9 protein-coding genes and 1 pseudogene are annotated in these 15,222 nt (G+C 69.0%); 4 read left to right on the plus strand and 6 right to left on the minus strand.

Annotation, left to right across the window (positions count from 1 at the left end; all coding sequences use genetic code 11):
* Nucleotides 1-6 precede the first annotated feature (6 nt).
* Nucleotides 7-591: a hypothetical protein gene (locus CITRI_RS0101155; protein ID WP_029138937.1), complete on the plus strand. Its 585-nt coding sequence runs from the start codon at nt 7-9 to the stop codon at nt 589-591.
* An 11-nt stretch (nt 592-602) separates the two neighbouring features.
* Here CITRI_RS0101155 and CITRI_RS0101160 read toward each other — a convergent pair whose 3' ends face one another.
* The gene (locus tag CITRI_RS0101160; protein WP_010142715.1) at nt 603-1,283 is read right to left on the minus strand and encodes a maleylpyruvate isomerase N-terminal domain-containing protein; all 681 of its coding nucleotides are present in this window, start codon (nt 1,281-1,283) and stop codon (nt 603-605) included.
* 99 nt (nt 1,284-1,382) lie between these two features.
* Between CITRI_RS0101160 and CITRI_RS0101165 the strand changes: the two genes are divergently transcribed.
* A complete protein-coding gene (locus CITRI_RS0101165) occupies nt 1,383-3,791 on the plus strand; it encodes an excinuclease ABC subunit UvrA (protein WP_010142716.1) in 2,409 nt (802 codons plus the stop codon).
* A 114-nt stretch (nt 3,792-3,905) separates the two neighbouring features.
* Here CITRI_RS0101165 and CITRI_RS0101170 read toward each other — a convergent pair whose 3' ends face one another.
* From CITRI_RS0101170 to CITRI_RS18725, 5 genes are all read right to left on the minus strand, one after another.
* A complete protein-coding gene (locus tag CITRI_RS0101170; RefSeq protein ID WP_010142717.1) occupies nt 3,906-4,577 on the minus strand; it encodes a TetR/AcrR family transcriptional regulator in 672 nt (223 codons plus the stop codon).
* Between the two features lie 691 nt (nt 4,578-5,268).
* On the minus strand, nt 5,269-6,012 hold the full coding sequence (locus CITRI_RS0101175; protein ID WP_237708950.1) for a GAF and ANTAR domain-containing protein: 744 nt from the start codon (nt 6,010-6,012) through the stop codon (nt 5,269-5,271).
* 161 nt (nt 6,013-6,173) lie between these two features.
* Nucleotides 6,174-7,604: a class I SAM-dependent RNA methyltransferase gene (locus CITRI_RS15760; RefSeq protein ID WP_141565885.1), complete on the minus strand. Its 1,431-nt coding sequence runs from the start codon at nt 7,602-7,604 to the stop codon at nt 6,174-6,176.
* Nucleotides 7,605-8,614: 1,010 nt separating this feature from the next.
* Nucleotides 8,615-8,785 carry an SPFH domain-containing protein gene (locus CITRI_RS19995; RefSeq protein ID WP_010142722.1) on the minus strand — a complete coding sequence of 57 codons (171 nt, stop codon included), beginning with the start codon at nt 8,783-8,785 and terminating at the stop codon, nt 8,615-8,617.
* A 253-nt stretch (nt 8,786-9,038) separates the two neighbouring features.
* Nucleotides 9,039-9,371, minus strand: a complete 333-nt coding sequence (locus tag CITRI_RS18725; RefSeq protein WP_083843176.1) for a CU044_2847 family protein — start codon at nt 9,369-9,371, stop codon at nt 9,039-9,041.
* A gap of 490 nt (nt 9,372-9,861) precedes the next feature.
* Here CITRI_RS18725 and ectB point away from each other — a divergent pair, with 490 nt between their 5' ends.
* Together ectB and CITRI_RS15770 are read left to right on the plus strand one after the other, a co-directional pair.
* Nucleotides 9,862-11,142: a diaminobutyrate--2-oxoglutarate transaminase gene (gene ectB / locus CITRI_RS0101210; protein WP_029138939.1), complete on the plus strand. Its 1,281-nt coding sequence runs from the start codon at nt 9,862-9,864 to the stop codon at nt 11,140-11,142.
* Nucleotides 11,143-11,166: 24 nt separating this feature from the next.
* Nucleotides 11,167-15,192: pseudogene (locus CITRI_RS15770) on the plus strand (Pls/PosA family non-ribosomal peptide synthetase); the annotation flags it as partial.
* Nucleotides 15,193-15,222: the final 30 nt, after the last annotated feature.

A 15,222-nucleotide genomic window follows, 5' to 3' on the forward strand; every position in this document is an offset into this window, starting at 1 on the left:
ACGAGCATGGCAACCGTGTATCAAGCAACCCTGGTGCCCTCGAAGAGGGAACTCCTGGAGTCCTGGCTGGCCCGGCAGCCCTGGTCCGGTGAGGGCGATCTCGAGAAGGTCGGCGCCTACCGCTTCGACGACCCCGAGGGCGAGGTCGGGATCGAGGCCCACCTGGTGCGGCGCGTCGGCAGCGACACCGTGCTGCACGTGCCCCTGAGCTACCGCGCGGCACCCCTGGAGGGGGCCGAACCCTACCTGGTGGGGACCGTGGACCACTCGGTCCTGGGCCAGCGGTGGGTCTACGACGCCATGGCGGACCCCGTGGCCACGGCCTGCTTCCTGCGGGCCCTGGAGGGCGAGCAGCAGCAGGCCGAGGTCCACCTCTACGCGGAGGACGGGCAGTACATCGGCCACGAGCCCTCGGAGGTGTCCGTCACCGTCCTGGGCACGCTGCCCGAGCAGCCCGGGCGGGTGCAGGTGCACCGCGTGGTGGCCAATCCCGAGGACGCCGGATCCGAGCACCTGGCCGGCCGCCGGCGGCTGACCGTCACGTGGCCGGGTGGCCACGGCGTGATCTTCTCCCTGCACACCGGGGACTGACTGACGGCCTCCTACAGGACCGTGAAACCCTCCGGCAGGGTCCCGCGTCCGGTGATGGCCATGACCAGGTCCACGGCCTGGCCGTTCTGGACCGCCAGCTCCGAGGCCAGCCGGATCACCTCCGGCCAGGCGAGGTCGAGGGATTCCGGGACCTCCTGACCCGTGGCCCGGGCCAGGTCGGCGGTGTGCACGGCGAGCTCGAAGGTGCGCGTGGGCAGGTAGCCGGCCAGCGTCATGGTGCCCACCGGGGTGCGCAGCCGCGCGTCGTCGGGCGTGCGGTCCACCACCGCCTGCGCCAGCACGCGGTCCCGTTCGATGGTGATGGACGGCTCGTCCCCGAGGGCCTGTCCGGCCAGCCGGCCGCGCTCGGCGACCCCCTCGTCGTCGTGACGGCCCCAGAACGCCCGGTAGTAGGCCACCGGTCCGTCCACGAACGGGGCGCCGGGCTCCGTACCGGCCTCGAGGTAGGCGGTGACATTGACCAGGGCGCGGTCCACGTGGCCGGCTAGGTCCCGGACGGTCCACTCGCCCAGGCCCGGCGCCTCCCAGTCGGTGATGTTCCTGCAGACGCGGGCCAGGGCGTTGGACGCCGCACGGTAGGCCTCCACGTGGGGGCGCGGCGGTGGGCCCTCCTGGGACGCGGGCTCGGGCTCGGTGGTCTGGGCGAAGCTGCTGGCGGTATCGGTCTCCATGCCCCACAGAGTGCCACGAGCGCATGGCGGAGGCCAGCGTTCCCGCGAACCCGCCGGATCATGACGCGACCACGAGCAGGCAGGTCATACCCTGAGGTCATGAAGACCAGCGTCCACTCCAGCGTCCCGCCGCCGGCGGCAGACGTGCACCCGGCCGACCGCCATGACGCCATCCGCGTGGTCGGGGCCCGGCAGAACAACCTCAAGGACCTCAGCCTGGAGCTGCCCAAGCGGCGGCTGACCGTGTTCACCGGGGTGTCCGGTTCCGGCAAGAGCTCCCTGGTCTTCGGCACGATCGCCGCCGAGTCCCAGCGGCTGATCAACGAGACCTACTCGTCCTTCGTGCAGGGCTTCATGCCGTCCATGGACCGTCCGGACGTGGACGTGCTCGAGGGGCTGACCACGGTCATCATCGTGGACCAGGAGCGGATGGGCGCCGACCCCCGGTCCACGCTGGGCACGGCCACGGACGTCAACGCCCAGCTGCGCATCCTGTTCAGCCGGCTGGGGGAGCCGCACATCGGTCCCCCCAACGCCTTCTCCTTCAACGTCCCCTCGGTCTCGGCGTCCGGGGCGATCACGGTGGAACGCGGCGGCCGGACGATCGCGGAGAAGGCCTCCTTCAACCGCCTCGGCGGGATGTGCCCGCACTGCGAGGGCCGGGGATCGGTCACCGACTTCGACCTCACGGCGATCGTGGACGAGGCCAGGACGCTGCAGGAGGGGGCCATCCTGGTCCCGGGCTACAGCATGGACGGCTGGTACGGCCGCATCTACGCCGGGGCCGGGTACTTCCCGATGGACAAGCCGGTGGGCAGGTTCACCAAGAAACAGCGCCACGACCTGCTGTACCGGGAGGCCACCAAGATCACGGTGGAGGGCATCAACCTGACCTACCTCGGCCTGATCCCGTCCATCCGGCGGTCCATGCTCAGCAAGGACCGCGAGGCCATGCAGCCGCACATCGGGCGGTTCGTGGACCGGGCCGTCACCTTCGCCACCTGCCCGGACTGCGAGGGCACCCGGCTGGCCCCGGAGGCGAGGTCCTCGAGGATCAACGGCAAGAACATCGCCGATCTCTGCGCCCTGCAGGTCTCCGACCTCGCGGACTGGGTGAAGGACCTGGACGAGCCCTCCGTCGCGCCGCTGCTGCGGTCCCTGGCCGAGACGCTCGACGCCTTCGTGGAGATCGGCCTGGGGTACCTGAGCCTGGACCGTCCCGCGGGAACCCTCTCCGGCGGTGAGGCCCAGCGCACCAAGATGATCCGCCACCTGGGCTCCTCGCTGACGGACGTCACCTACGTCTTCGACGAGCCCACCATCGGACTGCACCCCCACGACATCCAGAAGATGAACCGGCTGTTGCTGGAGCTGCGGGACAAGGGCAACACCGTCCTGGTGGTCGAGCACAAGCCGGAGACCATCGCGATCGCCGACCACGTGGTGGACCTCGGCCCCCGCGCCGGCACCGGGGGCGGGGAGATCACCTACCAGGGCGACCTGGCCGGCCTGCGGGCCTCCGGCACCCTCACGGGGCGCCACCTGGACGACCGCTCCGCGCTGAAGCAGGACGTGCGCAGTGGCACCGGCGCCCTGGAGGTCCGTGGGGCGGTCACCAACAACCTGCGCGGCGTGGACGTGGACATCCCCCTGGGCGTGCTGGTGGCGGTCACGGGCGTGGCCGGCTCCGGCAAGAGTTCCCTGGTGCACGGCTCGATCGCCGGCCGTGAGGGCGTGGTGGTCGTCGACCAGTCGTCCATCAAGGGCTCGCGCCGGTCCAACCCGGCCACCTACACGGGACTGCTGGAGCCCATCCGCAAGGCCTTCGCCAAGGCCAACGGGGTCAAGCCGGCCCTGTTCAGCGCCAACTCCGAGGGCGCGTGCCCGGCCTGCAAGGGCGCCGGGGTGATCTACACGGAGTTGGGGTTCATGTCCACGGTGGCCTCGACGTGCCAGGACTGCGAGGGCCGCCGCTACCAGGCGACGGTGCTGGAGTTCACCCTCGGTGGCCGGGACATCGCCCAGGTCCTGGCGATGTCCGTGGCCGAGGCGGAGGAGTTCTTCGCCGCGGGCGAGGCCCGACTCCCCGCCGCCCACAAGATCCTGGCCCGCCTGGCCGACGTCGGGCTGGGCTACCTGACCCTGGGCCAGCCGCTCACCACGCTCTCCGGCGGCGAGCGGCAACGGTTGAAGCTGGCCAACGAGATGGCCGCGGCCGGCGAGGTCTACGTCCTGGACGAGCCGACCACCGGCCTGCACCTGGCCGACGTCGAGAACCTGCTGGGCCTGCTGGACCGGCTCGTGGACGCCGGGAAGACGGTGATCGTCATCGAGCACCACCAGGCGGTGATGGCCCACGCGGACTGGATCATCGACCTGGGTCCCGGGGCCGGGCACGACGGCGGCCGGGTCGTCTTCGAGGGCACGCCGGCCGACCTGGTGGCCCGGGTGGGCACCGCAGGGGAGACGCTCACGGGACGACACCTGGCGGAGTACGTCCGGACCTGAGGCGCGGCCTGGCGCTGCGGCCCGGCCCGGCACCCGGGCGGCTCACCGAGCAGCTCCGAGGAACAGCACCCCAGGACGCGAGTGGTCCCGACGGCCCGGACGAGGCCGGTCGTCTCAAGCGCCGGCGTGCCCCCGGGTGGCCCCCTCGCTGGAGGCCAGGTACGCGTCGAGGAGGCTCGAGTCCGCCAGGAGGGGTTCGGTGAGGATCTCCAGGGTGGGCAGGATGATCCTGGCGGCGTAGGCCTCCAGCCAGGCCGGCAGCGCCTCGAGGTCGAGGCGTTCCCCGCCGGCGGGGAGGTTCATGAGGAGCGATCCGAGGGCGAACTCCGTCAGGAGCCTGGCCCGGGCCGGTTCGTCCCGGCTGGGGGTGATGGTGCCCGCCTTCACGCCGTCCTGGAAGTAGGCGACCGCGTCGGCCACCATGCCGTCGACCAGCCGCCGGGTCAGGTCGTCCCCGGCCTGCAGGCAACGCAGGACGTACCCGATCAGGGGAGCGTAGCCGTCCACCTGGGCCAGTTGGGACAACAAGGCGGCCGGGGCGCCGGCGGGTGCCAGCACCTCGGCCTTGCTGGTGCGGGTCTCGGCCAGCACGTACTCGTCGCACGCCGCACGCAGTCCGGCCCGGGAACCGAAATGGTGCATGATCAGGCCCGGACTGACTCCCGCGTCGGCCGCGATGGCGCGGAGAGAGGCGCCCAGGCCGTCCGCGGCGATGCGCCGGATGGCCGCGTCACGGATGCGGGTCTTGGTGGTGAGATCCTCGGGGCTGCGGGACTCTGAACGCATGTTCAGGATATTAAACAGGCGTTCAGCAGGAGATCAAGGGTGGCTCGACGATGCATTATGTCAAGTACGAGGATGATGCCGGTCAGGCTGGGGGCGGGAGACGCTCGACGGAAGAGCGTCTCGTCCTGCCAGCCCTGCAGGTGGACAGGCCGTCCGGGAATCACCGCCCACCGGGAATCACCGCACGAGCAGGTCGCGGTGCCGGTCGGGCGGCCTGGGCTGGCGCGCCGCAGGACGAACAGGTCCCGACGGCGGGCAACTGGCCTGGGCTGGGTTGACCTGGACTGACATGACGCCTGCTGACCGCCACGGTCGGCTCGTGAGACTCGACGCGCCTCGCGACATCACGCGACCGGGTGCCGGCGCGGTGATCCCGCGCCGGCAACTCGACGACATCCTCCGTGGTGCGCTCCACGAACGACCGTGCCAGGCGTGCACAGTGCACGATCAGTCCACCGGTGAACGCGCCGAATCACTCCGGGGCACCGTCGACGCGATGCAGTCATCCGGGCCCCGACGAGGGTGTCTGAAGAACGCCGATAATCTACATTATGTCAACTCGGCGATCTATCCGTCTCCCCAGGACGCGGTGAACCTGCTCCTGCGACCCCGCTCCCGCGCGTCGGGCGGGCGCCCTGATTCCCCTGAGGCGCGCCTTGGCAGCCTGCCCATGGGATCCTCGGGGTGATCGTCATGGACTCCGGGGCAGGTTGCCGGTGGATGCGACCTGATCGGCGACATCACGGAGTCTGATGTTGCCGCGTTGGCTCACCGTGGAAAGGATGAGGAATGCCCGCTGGTCGGTGATCTTGTACCGCTCCATGAGGATCCCCTTGGCCTGCCCGATCACGTCTCGAGTGGCCACCGCCTGGTGCAGTTCGCTGATCTGCTTGGCGTCGGCGAACGCGACCGCGGCATGTGCGCCCACCAACAGACCGATCTCCTCGGCCTCCGGGTCGAATGCATGCGGCTTGGCCCCGTAGAGATTCAACGCTCCCAGGTTCTCGCCCTGCACCCATAGCTGGAACGACAACGCGCCGGTGGCTCCGGCCTCGGCGGCGTACCGGGAGAAGCGCGGCCAACGGTCTTCATCGCGAAAGTCCGGAACCCGCACGATCCGCTGCTCCCACACCGCATCCCAACACGGGCCCTCCTGGAATTTCTGTTGCAGCGTGTCCAGGACCACGGGAAGCTCACCCGAGGCCGCGTGGGAGCGAATGCTCCGGCCCTGCTCGACCACCGAGATCGATCCCTGGGCCGCGCCCGGGATCAGATCCAGGGCTGCGGTCACGATGGTTGCCAGGGTGTCGTCGAAGCTGACCTCGTCCTGCAGAGCGCGGGCCAGCTCGCCCAACTGTGCTGCCAGGCCCCTCTCCCCTACCATCCCGGAACCGGTTGCAGCTGGATCCTGCTGAGACCCTGTGGGTGCCTCCATGCGGACATTGTGCCGCATCCGCACGTCAAGCGCACCGATCTCAGGCGTGCTGCCGTTCGTCAGGGGACATTCTTCCGACTCCGAACCGCGAACACTGGCCTTCCGACCAGACCATGCACGTTGGCACCGTGCGCGCTGGTGGATTGAGGCTGGGGTGTGCCCTAGCGGGGAGTGAACAGGCTGACCGATATCAGGTGGTGGGTGTTCGGCGCCAGGTCATAGACGTCCACGTGCTTCAGGCGCCAGCCCTGCTGGTTCAGGTGGTGCATGTCTCGGGCCAGGGAAGCCGGGTTGCCGGAGATGTGGACAAGCCGGTCCGGGTGTACCTGGTGGACCTGACGGAGAACGGTTCGACCGGGGCCACTGTTCGGGGAGTTCAACACCACGGTGTTGATCCTCCGGCCGGCCAGGCCTCCCTCGGTCAATCCGGCCTGCCGGGTTCGCAGCCAGCCGGACAGGATCTGCTCGGGGTCACCGGTGATGGCCACCGCCTGGGGCAACTCATCCAGGTTGGCCTTGGCGTCCAGACTGACCTGGGCGTTCGGTTCCACGGAGAGCACCCTCCCCTGCGGGCCGACGGCGTCGGCCAGGAAGGCGGAGAACAGACCCGCGCCGGCATACAGCTCGACCACGACCTCTCCCGGCTGGGCCTGTGTCGCTGCCAGCACGGATTCGACCAGGGTCCTCGGGGCATCGCGGTGGGCGGGCCAGGATCCACTCCCCCAGGCGCGGAACGCCCGGCTCCCGTGGTGCTCGGTGACCACGTGCTCCCGGACCTCAGCATCCCCGCGCAGGTGGATCACCCCTGGCCCCGGGTCCGACCCCTGCGACGGGACGGTGATCTGTGCCGAGACATGGCCCGGCAAGTGGGCCAGCCGGCGTTTCCAGCCGTCGAGCTGATCCTGCAGTACTCGAGGGTTGCCGGATGCCCGTGGACCGGGCGTGATACTCACCAGCACTCGGGAGCCCTGAGTGGTAGCAGTGACGTCGACGCGTACGGCACCGGTGAAGTCCAGGTCCCAGAGGCGGAGCTCGTCGTAGGCGGGCACCGACAGGGGGATGTTGCGCACCGGAATCAGCTGTGGATTGCGATATACCGGCAGGGAGACCCTGCCAGTCGGCGAGACGGCCAGCGTGGTGCGGGTGCGCCAGTGCATCCCCGCTGGCTCATCGGCGACGATGCCCGTGACACGGACCTCCACATCATCTCCATGCAACTGGCCGGCCCGGCCGAGGGTGTCCCGGAAGACCTGGGCCTTGAGCCGGCGCTGATGGTCCAGGACGATGTGGCCGAACTCCGCGCCGTCGACCGGGGGCCGGCCGGCCTGATAGGCCCGCAGCGGGTCCGCCAACTTCCAGGGATGGACCCGCCGGAACTCCGAGGCCCCCAGCACCTGGACGGTGTCCGCCCAGTAGTACCCGGTCAAGGGGCCGGACCCGATCAACCGGGCCACGACGGTCTCCCCGGGTATCGCATGACGGACGAAGATCACCCGGCCCTGGTGCCGGGCCACGCAATAACCCCCATGCACCATGGGACCGACCTTCAATACCCGGAGCACCGGCTCCGGGCCGTCGGCTGTGGCAGCCATCCCACCCTGAGCGCTTGCGTACATGGAACTGGTCATCTCATCTCTCCCGTTTCAGACACGGCAGTCGGGCCCCGCGGACGGGCGGTCGAGCTGGAACGCTCGGGAGGGACCGTCCAGCCGGATAGCCTCATGGGTCTTCGTCACGAGCGGGTCGCGGCTGTGACAGGGCCGGGACGGAGCCTGGATGCAGATCACCGGGGGCACAGGCTCACCGCCCGGTCGAGGATGTCAGGCAATCGCGCGCGGTTGTCCTGGGTCAGGCAACCGGCGGCATCGAGCCGGATCGGTCCCGGCAGGACCCCGGCCCGTAGGCGGATTCGCACGTCGTGCTCCATAGACCCCTCCTGGGAGTGGCATCAAGAGCTCGCTGCTGAACTCGTCACTGGCATGGGGTGTGTCCGTCCGCGCACCCGGTTGGATCGGGGCGGGTGGACCAGGTGGGATATCCCCCCGCACCTGTACTCCCGTACCCGACCTTAGGCAAGACCGGTCTGGTCGGAGCAAGAGTCGCGCCTACCCCATATGTACTGATGCCGTCAGCTGGGATGACGTCCACCAGGGGCGCGGCCTGGGTCTCGTGCGCGTGAAAGCCGTTGTCAGCCGGTGCACGTGGAGAACGAGTATTGACAGTGGAGAGATCAACGTGAGAAGACCACGTGGATTGGGCCCGGTCGCGGTGTTGCTCTGCGGCGCGCAGGAAAGTGATGACCTGCATGGTGATGGACAGCACCGCTCGCGTGGAGCCCATGCCGAGCAGGATGAGTGCGACCTTGCGGCAGGTCAGGTCGAGGCGGCGGACCGCTGCGACATCGACATCCTCAATCCGCCTTGAGACCGGACCGTCGGCGAGGTGCGGCCTCGCTGGCGGGCTGGACCCGGCGGGGCTCGGCGGGGGCACGTCGCCGTCGTTGCCCTCCACGGATGGCCGCCGGGGTGTTACTCCCGCCGGTACCGACCGCCCGCGCGTTCTTCTCGGGTGAGGAAGGACCCGAGCTCCTCGATGGTGCTCATCAGCGGTGCGGGGAAGCTGCCGTCGCCTCCCCCTCGGCGTTGATGATCTTGGCACGCTTTTTCCGCTCGGCTGCGGCCTGACGGGCCATGGCCCTCTTCATGCTGTCGGGCAACTCGATGATCTTCAGCTCCACGAGGGTGACCTCCACCCCCCAGTCGACGGTGGTCACGTCGAGGGCAGGGTGACCTGGGCGATCTGGTCGATCGCGGAGTGAACGTTCTCGATCGCCACCACCGCCTTGGCGGCATCGATCACCCGGAAACAGGCCACTGCGGAGGTGGCCGATGTCGGTCAGCACGTGGTGGGTAGACAGCTAGGCCCCGCGGTCATGTGCCCGTCGACGAGGGTGTCGACCGCCGTCGTGGGTCGGCTCACTTCCCGAAGTGCGGGGCGGCGGGCCCCATCGGCAACGGTGAATGCGCCTATGCCTCCGGGAGGTTGCCCTTGCCACTTCCGCTCCGATACATGCGGACGACGAAGTGGCTTTCGGCGTGGTTCTTTGCGATGACCGCTCCGGCTTCCCCGGCGAGCTTGATACCGAATTGGATGTCAATGCGTTCCGCCACGTGGTCATCGAACGCGTCGAATGCTGCGGCGGCGGCTGGGCGGATGGACGCGAGGGCCTCTTCGAGGCGACGGCCGGCGTCGAGAATTCCCTGCTGATTTCGCAGCGGGTGATCGACTCCGTAGCTTCCGTCATGGGCCTCCACCAGCACGAAACCGGAACCGACTTCGTAGCGGACGATCTCTGACATACCGCGCCTCTTTCGTACTCAACAGGTCCCCACCCGGTGCAACCCGCGGTAAGGGGAGCTGACCTCAGATACTGGGTGTCGAGGATCCGTTGATCGTGGATTCTCAGACATCATGTCCGCGCTGACGTCACCCGAGCCGGTCTCGCCAGCGTTGTCCCGTGCGGTTCGAAGGGATGTTAGACCCACCGGCCCCCCACGAGAAGACCCCGAGAGCGGTGGGCTTGTACGGATGGTCCGGGTCTCGTGTCACCCTGTCCCCTCTCCCTCCTCTCCCGGGCGCCCCTGATCCGCCCGCGCAGGTACGCAACGTCGTAGCCGTGTCGGCCGGATTCTGGTGTGCACACCGCACCGGGATGACGACACCCAAGCCCCCCAGGATCTCGGCGAGACCGCGCCACTCATGAGCCGTTGACAACGTTCTCAGCGAGGTGCATATTCGAGTGCCATGAGGGGGGATGGGCCCACCCGCACCGCCTCGGAAGGAACACTCGTGGCCCATCTCATAGATGTCTTCGCTGCGCACGAATCCCTGGTTCGCAGCTACTGCCGCTCTTTCCCCCACGTCCTCACCACTGCCAAGGGCAGCTTCGTGTACGACCGCGAGGGCAGAGAGTACATCGACTTCCTGGCGGGAGCCGGGACGCTCAACTACGGTCACAACGATCCGGACATGAAGTCCGCACTCATGGCCTATGTCGCCGGGGACGGGATCGCCCACGGACTCGATCTGCACACGGCCGCGAAGGGCGACTTCCTGACCGCGTTCCACGAGGCCGTCCTCGCGCCCCGGCAGATGGACTACAAGGTGCAGTTCACCGGTCCCACCGGGACCAACGCCGTCGAGGCCGCCCTGAAGCTGGCCCGTAAGGTCACCGGACGGACCAATGTCATCGCGTTCACGAACGGCTTCCACGGGGTCAGCCTGGGCTCCCTGGCCGCCACGGGGAGTTCTCATCACCGGATGTCCGGCCAGGGCCTCCAGGGCGTGACCCGGATGGCCTATGACGGGTACCACGGCCCCGACATCGACACCAGTGAGCTTCTCGAACGCATGCTCGGCGACGCGTCGAGCGGGGTCGATGCCCCGGCGGCGATCATCCTGGAGTGCGTCCAGGGCGAGGGCGGACTCAACCAGGTCTCACCCGCCTGGCTGAGACGCGTCGCGGGCCTGGCCGCCCAGCACGGGGCCGTGCTCATCGTGGATGACTGCCAGGCCGGTTGCGGGCGCACCGGGACGTTCTTCAGCTTCGAGGACATGGGCATCGCCCCCGACCTCGTGGTCCTGGCCAAGTCGATCTCCGGTTTCGGCCTGCCGATGTCCGTGCTGCTGATACGCCCGGACCTCGACCGCTGGAAGCCCGGGGAGCACAACGGCACCTTCCGCGGCAACGCGCACGCCTTCGTGACGGCTGAGGTGGCCATCCGCAAGTTCTGGGCGGGCACCGAGTTCACCGAGGTGATCGCGCGCCGTTCTGAGCTGGTGCGGACCCGGCTGGAGGAGATCTCGGAATCGATCCCGGGGTCCCGGGTCAAGGGCCGCGGGATGATGCAGGGCCTGGACGTGGTCGACGAGGGCGTCTCCACCGCCGTGCGGAGGACCTGCGCGGCGAACGGCCTCCTGATCGAGGCCGGCGGCCCGCGTGACGAGGTCATCAAGGTCATGGCGCCCCTCACGACCGACGAGACCACCCTGGACCGCGGCCTGGAGATCCTCCGCTCGGCGGTGTCCCGGCACGCGGACGACCCGCGTGCCACGCCCGTGGCCGGTTGAGACCCGATCAGAACGGAGTGGGAGATGCCCGATCCGGTGCACGACGTGGACGTGTTGATCGACAACCGTTTCGACCAGCGGGTGCGCTGGTCCCCCGGCGAACGGCTGGACCACCTGTTCGAGCAGAAGGTGGACAGCCTGGACGTCCGCGGACAGTCCGGCCGGCTGGCCGTGGACTCCGAACAGGGAGCCCTGACATACGCCGAACTGGACTGCCGGGCCAACAGGCTCGCCCGTCACCTGGCCCAGCGCGGAGTCCGGTCCGGAGACCGGGTCGGGTTGCTGTTCGACCATGCGCTCGATGGCTACACCGGCATGCTCGCCACGCTCAAGCTGAACGCTGCCTACGTACCGCTCGACCCGGGGTTCCCCGCAGACCGCATCGCGTACATCTGCCAGGACGCCGACGTGCGCACCGTAGTGACCTCCGCCTCCCTGCTCCCGGCCCTGGAGTCCGTCGCCGTCGAGTCCGTCGCCGTGGACACGGAGGCCGCCGCCATCGCGATGCAACCCGCCCACCGGCTCGATCCGGACGAACGCGGTCTCCCCGTGGATGAACTGGCGTACGTGATCTACACCTCGGGGACGACCGGACGGCCCAAGGGCGTGGCGATCGAGCACGCGAGCATCTGCAACTTCGTTCGGGTGGCGGCCGAGGTCTACGGCATCACGGACGGGGACCGCATCTACCAGGGCATGACCATCGCGTTCGACTTCTCGGTCGAGGAGATCTGGGTGCCCTGGATGGCGGGCGCCACCCTGGTACCGAAACCCTACGGCGCCGCCCTGGTCGGGGAGGAACTGCACCAGTTCCTCCAGTCCCGGAGGATCACCGCCCTGTGCTGCGTTCCCACCCTGCTCGCCACACTGGAGGACGACCTGCCCGGGTTGAGGTTCCTGCTCGTCTCGGGCGAGGCCTGCCCCCAGGACCTCATCACCCGCTGGTATCGCCCCGACCGGCGCTTCCTGAACGTCTACGGGCCCACCGAGGCCACCGTCACGGCCACCTGGACTCCCCTCGACCCCGACCACCGCGTGACCATCGGGGTCCCGCTGCCCACCTACTCGGTCGTCCTCCTGGAGCCCCGGTCCGACCGGGTCGTCACCCGTGGCGGGGTCGGAGAGATCTGTGTCGGCGGCGTGGCCCTGTCCCCCGGCTACGTCCACCGCCCTGACCTCACCGCCAAGGCCTTCATCCAGGACGGCATCGGCCTGGTCAACAATCCCTCCGGCCGCCTGTACCGCACCGGGGACCTGGGGCGGATCGACGAGGACGGGAACATCGAGTACCTGGGCCGCATCGACCTCCAGGTCAAGATCCGCGGATACCGCATCGAACTGACCGAGATCGAATCGGTCTTGATGCAGTGCCCCGGGATCGCCACGGCGGTCGTCGAACCGTACCGGCCGGCGCCCGACGTCGTCGAGCTCGCCGCGTACTACTGCCCGCGCGGAGACTCGGTCGTGGATCCCCTGCAGGTGCAGGGACTGCTGCGTGACCGGTTGCCCGGGTACATGGTGCCCTCGTACCTCACCGAACTCGAGAAAATGCCCATGCTCCCCTCGGACAAGGTCGACCGCAAGCGGCTCCCCCCGCCCGGTCCGGCCGACCGGCTGGGCGCGGCGGCGGAGACTGTGGATCCCGAGGGGCCCGTCGAGCAGGAACTCGCTCGGCTCCTGGCCGAGGTCCTGCGGATGGAGAGGGTCGGGGTCACCTCACACTTCTTCGACGAGCTGGGTGGCGACTCCCTGGTGATGGCGCGGTTCTGCGCGCGCGTCCGCGAGCACCCGGGGCTGGGACATCCGGTCATGCAGGACGTCTACCGGCACCCGACCATCCGCGACCTGGCCTCCGCGCTCGTGGACTCCACCGCGGCCGCCGGGACCGGAGCCCTTCCGGCCGGAGCCGCCATCGCCGCTCCACCGCCGGCCCACCGGGTGGGCAGGGCCCGGTACGCGGCGATCGGAGCGGCCCAGGCCCTGACCTTCATGGGACTGACCAGCCTGTCCGCGTTCGTCTTCATCCTGCTGTTCGACTGGCTGACCGCGGCCCCGGACGGGTGGCAGGCACTGGCGCGGTCTGTCGGGATGTCCGCCGCCATGCTCGTGTTCCTCTCGATCCTGCCCGTGGTGGCCAAGTGGCTGCTGGTGGGCCGGACCGCCGTGGAGCATATCCCTGTCTGGGGCGCGGGTTACTACCGCTACTGGGTGGTGCGCTGGCTGCTGGGCCTGAGTCCGGCGAGGCTCGCCGCCGGGACGCCGGTCTTCATCTGGTACCTCCGCCTGCTGGGGGCCAGGGTCGGCAGGAACACGATCATCCACGGCAACGCCATCCCCGCGTTCCCCGACCTGCTCACGATCGGCAGCAACGTCGTGATCTGCCCCGGCACCATGTTCAACTGCTACCGCGTGGACTCGGGAGTGATCCGCAGCGGGCCGGTGACCGTCGGCGACCGGGCCTTCGTGGGCGGTCACGGCGTCCTCGACATCGACACCGTGGTCGGTCAGGACGCGCAACTGGCCCACTCCTCGAGCCTGGCTCCCGGCCAGCGCATCCCCGCCGGTGAGAGCTGGCACGGCACGCCTGCCGTGCCCGGCGGTGACGATCACCGCACCGTGCCGGATGTCGCCCCACGGCCCTGGCGCGGCGTCGTGTTCGGCCTCTGGGTCATCCTGACGCCGGTGCTGCTGGCCGCCCCGCTGTTCACGATCACCTGGGCCCTCATCCACGCCTTCCCGGTCATCGGCGGCCCGCTGACCGGTGTCCAGCAGCTCCCCTGGACCGCCTGGCCCTACAACCTCCTCGCCCTGGGGATCACGCTGGCCCTCATCCCCGTGGGCATCGTCACCGGACTGGTGTGGGTCTTCACCGTGCCTCGCCTGATCAACCGGTTGGTCGTGCCCGGGCGGGTCTACCCGCTCTACGGACTGGGATACGTGGCCATGCGCATGGTGATGCGGATGACCAACGCGCGCTTCGGCAGTCTGTTCGGCGACAGCAGCTACATCACCGGTTATCTGTCGATGCTGGGCTACCGGATCAAGCCGGTCATCCAGACCGGCACCAACTTCGGCATGTTCACCCGGCACGACATCCCCTACCTGGTCCGGCTAGGCACGGGCACCATGGTCTCGGACGGCATCATCTTCATGAACGCCGAGTACTCGAGCACGGCCTTCCGGGTCGGTCCCACGGAGGTCGGCGCCCACAGCTTCTTCGGCAACGACGTCCTCGTCACGCCCCGGGCGAGGATCGGCGACAATGTCCTGCTCGCCACCAAGGTGCTCGTCCCGGTCTCCGGCGCGATTCGTCACGACGTCGGCCTGCTGGGTTCCCCGGCCTTCGAGATCCCCCGCAGCGTGATGCGCGACGCCGCGTTCGACGACCTCAAGGACGGACCCGAGCACGACCGGTTGCTCCAGGCCAAGCTGCGCTACAACACCATGACCATCGTGCTGCGGCTGCTGACCCGCTGGTTCATCGGCGTGCTGGCCGCCGCCCTGTCCCTGTGGGCCATCGACATGCACCATGCCTTCGGCTCCTGGCCCATGGCGCTTGTCATGTTCCTGCTGCCCCTGTTCTCGGCGGTGTACTTCGCCATGCTGGAGCAGGCCACCATGGGCTTCCGGAGCATGGAGCCCCAGTACTGCTCCATCTACAACCCCTATTTCTGGCGGCACGAACGGTTCTGGAAACTCCAGTCCGACGCGGCCGCCGGCCTGGTCAACGGGACACCCTTCAAGGCGTGGCTGTTGCGGCTCCACGGAGCCAGGATCGGCCGGCAGCTGTTCGATGACGGCAGCAACCTCGTCGAGCGGTCCCTGGTCACGATCGGCGACTACTGCACCCTCAACCTCGGCAGCATCCTGCAGGGACACTCGCTCGAGGACGGGACGTTCAAGTCCGACTTCATCGTGGTCGAGGACGGCGTGACCCTCGCCCCCAAGGCGTTCGTCCACTACGGCACCCACCTCGGCGAGAACTCCCTGATCGACACCGACGCGTTCCTGATGAAGGGCGAGGAGGTCCCGGACGGTCAGTGGTGGCATGCGAACCCGGCCCGGCCCATGCCGGCCCGG

Source organism: Citricoccus sp. CH26A, assembly GCF_000224415.1.
In the GTDB taxonomy this organism is placed as follows: Bacteria; Actinomycetota; Actinomycetes; order Actinomycetales; family Micrococcaceae; genus Citricoccus.

Bases quoted from the DNA above. Each gene is read 5' to 3' on its own strand.
- CITRI_RS0101155 (WP_029138937.1), top strand. From the start codon at position 7: ATGGCAACCGTGTATCAAGCAACCCTGGTGCCCTCGAAGAGGGAACTC.
- CITRI_RS0101160 (WP_010142715.1), bottom strand. From the start codon at position 1,283: ATGGAGACCGATACCGCCAGCAGCTTCGCCCAGACCACCGAGCCCGAG.
- CITRI_RS0101165 (WP_010142716.1), top strand. From the start codon at position 1,383: ATGAAGACCAGCGTCCACTCCAGCGTCCCGCCGCCGGCGGCAGACGTG.
- CITRI_RS0101170 (WP_010142717.1), bottom strand. From the start codon at position 4,577: ATGCGTTCAGAGTCCCGCAGCCCCGAGGATCTCACCACCAAGACCCGC.
- CITRI_RS0101175 (WP_237708950.1), bottom strand. From the start codon at position 6,012: ATGGAGGCACCCACAGGGTCTCAGCAGGATCCAGCTGCAACCGGTTCC.
- CITRI_RS15760 (WP_141565885.1), bottom strand. From the start codon at position 7,604: ATGGCTGCCACAGCCGACGGCCCGGAGCCGGTGCTCCGGGTATTGAAG.
- CITRI_RS18725 (WP_083843176.1), bottom strand. From the start codon at position 9,371: ATGTCAGAGATCGTCCGCTACGAAGTCGGTTCCGGTTTCGTGCTGGTG.